Here is a 5133-nt window from a genome sequence, read left to right as displayed (position 1 = left end):
GGTCGCCGGTCTGCAGAACGGCACCCAGCAAGTGGCTGCCGTGATGAACAACAGCCGCGCCCTGACCGACAGCAGCGTGGCCCTGACCCGCAAGGCTGGTGACTCCCTGGAAAACATCACTCGCACGGTGTCGAACATCCAGTCGATGAACCAGCAGATCGCCGCCGCAGCCGAGCAGCAAAGCGCCGTGGCCGAAGAGATCAGCCGCAGCATCATCAACGTGCGCGACGTGTCGGAACAAACCGCCGCCGCCAGTGATGAAACCGCCGCGTCCAGCGTTGAACTGGCACGCCTGGGCGGTCAGCTGCAGCAGATGGTCAGCCACTTCCGCGTCTGATTTCAGTCAGCGCCAAAGCGTAAATCCAATCGCGGGCAAGCCCGCTCCCACAGGAAACGAGTCGAACACGGAATATGTGAACGACCGAAAAACCTGTGGGAGCGGGCTCGCCCGCGATTGCGTCAGACCAGTCAACCCAATGTCCCAGACAACCCGCCTTGGGTAGGAGCTGCCGCAGGCTGCGATCTTTTGATCCTGGTTTTTAAAATCAAGGTCAAAAGATCGCAGCCTGCGGCAGCTCCTACAGGGGTTGCGTTGGATCAGCAGGCCGGTGCGCGTGTTGCCTGACTCTAGCGTGTGCCTCGCTGGCGCAGCGCCGAGGGCATGAAATACGCGTCTTCCGGCACCGGTTGCGAGAAGTCGACGGTGGAAGCTTCTTCGTTGTCGAGGTTCTGCACGTAGTAACGCCGGGCCTGCAGGTCGTGGAACACGTCCAGTGCGCTCCACGTCGTCGGCAGGTCGTAGAAGTTTTTCAGGTAGGCCATCGACACCCGCCACAACTCCCCTCGCCCATCGTATTGATCGACCAGCGCCGCGCCCCAGCTGTCCTCGTCGAGGAACAGCACGCGTTTGGAATAGACATGGCGTGCACCCGGTTTCAGGTTGCCTTCGACCACCCACACGCGGTGCAGCTCGTAACGGGTGAATTGCGGGTTGAGGTGGCCGGGGGTCAGCAGTTGAGCGTATTTCACGTCGGGGCTGCCGACCTTGTAGTTGTTGTAGGGGATGTAGATTTCCTGCTTGCCCTTGAGCTTCCAGTCGTAGCGGTCCGGTGCGCCGTTAAACAGGTCGGTGTCGTCTGCCGTGCGCAGGCCATCGGATGAGGCGATCGGCGTGTCGTACGCCAGGTTCGGCGCGCGGCGCACGCGGCGTTGGCCGGCGTCGTAGACCCAGGCCTGGCGCGGGTCCTTGAGCTGATCGAGCATCTCGTGCACCAGCGCCGCACCACCGGCCAGTCGCGCCGGACTTTTCACGAAGGCGAGGTAATAGAACAGGATGTTTTTCAGGTCGGCGTACTGCCCGCCCGGACGGTAGAAGTTGAACAGCGCTTCCTGCTGCGAGGTGACCAGCGCAAAGCTGCCGTTGCGCTGCACCGGGGCTTCAGACGCGCGACGTACCACGTAGATTCCGCGATAACGGGTGATGTGGTTCCACAGCACTTCGATGCCGTCCTTGGGCACCGGGAACGGTACGCCGCCGTAGGCATCGGCGAATCCGCTGCCGCCCTCCAGCAGCTTGGCCGAGGTGGCATTCTTCAGGGTGTTGTCGTACAGCCATTGCGGCGCCGAACCGGAACGACGCGACGGATAGACCGGCATCTGGAACGTGTCGGGGTAGCTGTTGAACAATGCGATCTGCCCTGGGCTGAGGTGGGCCTTGTACTGGTCCAGATTGGCTTTGGTAATGGTGAACAGCGGCTTGTCCGCCGCATACGGGTCCGGGTGGTGCTGGCCCGGTTTGTACCCGGCCGGCGCCTGGGTGATGCCCCCCGTCCAGGCCGGGATGGTGCCGGCGGCATTGCCCGCGCGCTCGGCGCCCATGGGTGTGAGGGTGGTTTTCAGTTGTTCGGCTTGTTGGGGGGTGATGGCGGCCAATGTGCTGCTCGCAGCAAGACCCAGCACGAGTGCCAGCGTTGTCTTCGTCAATCTTGAAATATGAAACATGTTCTTCTCCAGAATGCGTACCCTGTGGGAGCTGGCTTGCCAGCGATAGCGGTGGGTCAGCCACCATTGATGTCGAATGTGCTGCCGTCTTCGCGGGCAAGCCCGCTCCCACAGGGGGATGAGTTGTCCCGGGATCTGCGTCTGAAACTCACAAGAAATACTTGAGGTTGAACCCGACGTTGTCGCGGTCGCGAATGCCGTTGTTCTGCCCGCCGCCCCAGAAGTTGGTGTACTGCACCTCGGCTTCGAGCTTGTTCTGGTAGTTGGCCTTGACCCCCAGGGTGTAGGCCTTGCGTCCGTCGATGGTGTTGCCGGCCTGATAGCTGTTGCCCTTGAAGTCGTCCTTGTAGACGACGTAAGGCGAGACGTTGACCCCGGCGTACACATCGTTCCAGGTGCCGTTGAACATCACCGTGTAGCTGTAGGAATTGCGGTTGACCTGATCGTCACGATCACCGCCGGACACATAAGAGGTGTTGCCGGTGCCGGCGTAATAGCGCGTGCTGCCGTCGTAGGCGGTGTATTGCAGGCTGCTGCCGCGCAAGTGTTCGGAGGCCAGTTCGAAGATGCCGAACATCGAGTCGAACGACAGCGTCGGGCCGAAGTTGTAGATACTGCCCAGCGAGGTGTTGAACGCCTCGACGCGCTCGGCGTTGTTGATCTCGCTGTCGAGAGTGACCATCTGCCCGCCGACGTTGACGGGCTTGCCGGTTACCGCCACAGCGGCGCCGTTGGCCAGGTCGCCGATCAGGTCGTTGGTCGCGGCAATGCCGATCGGCAGGTTCGGTCGATAGGCAATCTCGCCGAACACCGAAGCCTGACCCAAAGTGGTGTTGAAGCTGAAACCGTACATGCGAATGTCTTCGGCATAACGTCGATGCGCCTGGATGTTGCCCATCACATCCGCCGTCGCCAGACCGTTGGCCAGCGCCCCGGCCTGACTGCCGGCGACACCGGCGAGCATGTTGGTCAGGGCATTCATGTCGATGCCCTTGTAGCCACCCAGATCAGCGGCGATGGTCGGCTCCTTGGCGTGGTAGTTGACCAGGTACAGGCCGAACTCGGTGCTGTTGAGCTGTTCGGCGATGTAGCGGAAGGCGAAACCGAACTGCCCGTCGTTGCGCGCGTTGTAATCCTTGCCGATCGACGCCACCTTCAGCGTGTTGCCGTAGGCCGGGGTCACACCGTTGGCGTAGAGGCCGGTGCTTTTCAGTGCCGGGCCGAGCAACGGGTTGTTGCCCAGTGCGCTGTAGAGGCCAATGACATTGCCGAAGCCCGGCACCGGCGTGTCGAGTGCGGTGCCGCTGAAGTTGTTGTAACCGGTGTTGCCGCCATCGGCGAACAGGTCGGTCTGCGAATAGAACGTGCCAACCGGATCGATGCGGGTTTCCTTCCAGTTGGTCTGGTAGAAGCTCTCCAGGGTCAGCGAATCGCTGAGACCGATGTTGAAGCTCACGGCCTCGACCGGCATCAGCACTTCCTTGACCTCGGCGCCCGGCAAGCGGTACTTCGCGGCGTCCACCGGGTTGGTGGTGTTGACGCCGCCGCGATAGAAAATCCCCTCGCCCCAGTTGAACACCTGACGCCCGACCCGCGCGGTGACCGGCATCTGCGCCACGTCCCAATTGCCGTAGACATAGGCGTCGAGCATCTCGATGCGGCTGCCGGCGATGTCGCGGGTCTGGCTGGTGAAGCGGTCGTCCTGCGGGTAACTCTGGCTCGGCTGCGACGGGTTGTTGTTGCGGTAGTAATCGTTGCGCTTGTCCATCAACTGGGTGTCGTAGAACGCCGTGCCGCGCAGGAACATCCCGTAGTTCTGGTAGTTGGCCTCAAGCTCGGAAGTGATCTTGTACACCTCGGAAACCAGCCCGGTGTCGAAGTTGCGATTGCCGTCGTTGGTGTTGACGTCATCATTGTTCTTGTCGCGGCCCTGCACCCGCCACAAACGACCATAGGACAGGGTCGTGTCGATCGAGCCGGTGACTTGATTGTCCAGCACGCTGAACTCGGCCGCCTGCACCGCATCCACCGCACAGAGTTGCAGCAGCCCTGCCAGGCCGACACCGGGAAGTGCCACGCCGGTGAGGCGCAATCGAGTGTTGATCATGGGTTCCTCCTTGTTCTTATTGTTTTTTGCGTGGCCGCGACGGCTACGGTGCCAGTCCCGTGCGGACATAAATCCGGCTGTGCGCGCCGAAATGCCCGAGCAGTTTGAACAGCTGCTGATTGAGTGCCGGATGCTCGAACGTCTCGCGCTGCAGTTGATTGCCGCTGCTGAAATCGCTGGTCACCGGAGCCGTCTCCAGCCATTGACCGATGGCTTCATCAAACGCGGCGGAATCCTCGACCGACTCGGCGCTGACCACTTCGCGCAGGTAGTCCACCGAGTACGGCGGATACTGTTTGTCCTCGGCCACATCGCCATAGGCCGCGAGCATCGGATGCGCCTGACCGGCACGCAGCACGCGGCGCAGCCAGGTCGACTGGTACTTCTCGATTTCCATATGGCGGGTGGCGACGCGTTCGATCGAGGCTTTTTTATCATCGGCAAAACCGGCCAGCGCCTTGCCCTCGAGCAGCAACAGGCTGGGCAGTTCGACCCCGGGCAATGGCTTGGCGTGATACGGCTGGGTCAGGTCCTGCACGTGGTGCACGCCCCAACCGAGAAACCGGTAGCCCCAGTAAGGATGGCCAGAGGCGAATGCCAGTCGCGCCAGCCCCAGGTACTGATAGGCGCGCCAGTCCGGCCAACTGCGCTGAAGAAATCTGGCAGCGGCATACACCACCGCGCTTTCATGGAAGAAGCCCATGTGGAACGGCGCCTGCGAGCTGTACTGAAAACGCGCATCGCCAAACGGCTGCGGGCCGAAGCCATACAGCGCGCCGACCTCGCCGGGGTTGTCGCTGAACAGGTTGATGTCGTGACCGTAATCCGGCTCGTCGGCGGCGCTTGCCAGTACCGCCAGCGCCGCGACTTTCTCGCCGTCCGCCACGCGGATGAAACGCTGACGATTCCACGGTGACAGCGTCTGCTCGACCATCACCTGATCGGCGTTGAGGTGTTCGCGCTCAGGCAGGTCTTGACCCGGCAACGGCTGAATGACCATCGCCAGATGAATGCGCGGATTGAGC

At 62.0% G+C, this 5133-nt stretch carries 3 protein-coding genes and 1 pseudogene; 1 reads left to right on the top strand and 3 read right to left on the bottom strand.

What is annotated here, in order from left to right; genetic code table 11:
- Nucleotides 1–337: pseudogene (locus DBR18_RS29260) on the top strand (methyl-accepting chemotaxis protein); the annotation flags it as partial.
- Between the two features lie 290 nt (nt 338–627).
- On the opposite strand, the gene DBR18_RS15235 reads toward DBR18_RS29260, so the two are convergent.
- From DBR18_RS15235 to DBR18_RS15220, 3 genes are all read right to left on the bottom strand, one after another.
- Nucleotides 628–2001 (bottom strand): DUF1329 domain-containing protein, encoded by a 1374-nt coding sequence (locus DBR18_RS15235; RefSeq protein WP_097090452.1) that lies wholly within the window; start codon nt 1999–2001, stop codon nt 628–630.
- Nucleotides 2002–2149: 148 nt separating this feature from the next.
- Complete coding sequence (locus tag DBR18_RS15225; RefSeq protein WP_108590924.1) at nt 2150–4108, bottom strand: DUF1302 domain-containing protein; 1959 nt, start codon at nt 4106–4108, stop codon at nt 2150–2152.
- 43 nt (nt 4109–4151) lie between these two features.
- On the bottom strand, nt 4152–5133 hold a 982-nt coding region (locus tag DBR18_RS15220), incomplete at its 5' end, for a phospholipase (protein ID WP_256588719.1).

This window comes from Pseudomonas sp. HMWF021, from assembly GCF_003061005.1.
Taxonomy (GTDB): domain Bacteria; phylum Pseudomonadota; class Gammaproteobacteria; order Pseudomonadales; family Pseudomonadaceae; genus Aquipseudomonas.
The sequence above is the reverse complement of the archived record's forward strand: the minus strand, read 5'-3'. Positions and strand labels throughout refer to the sequence as shown.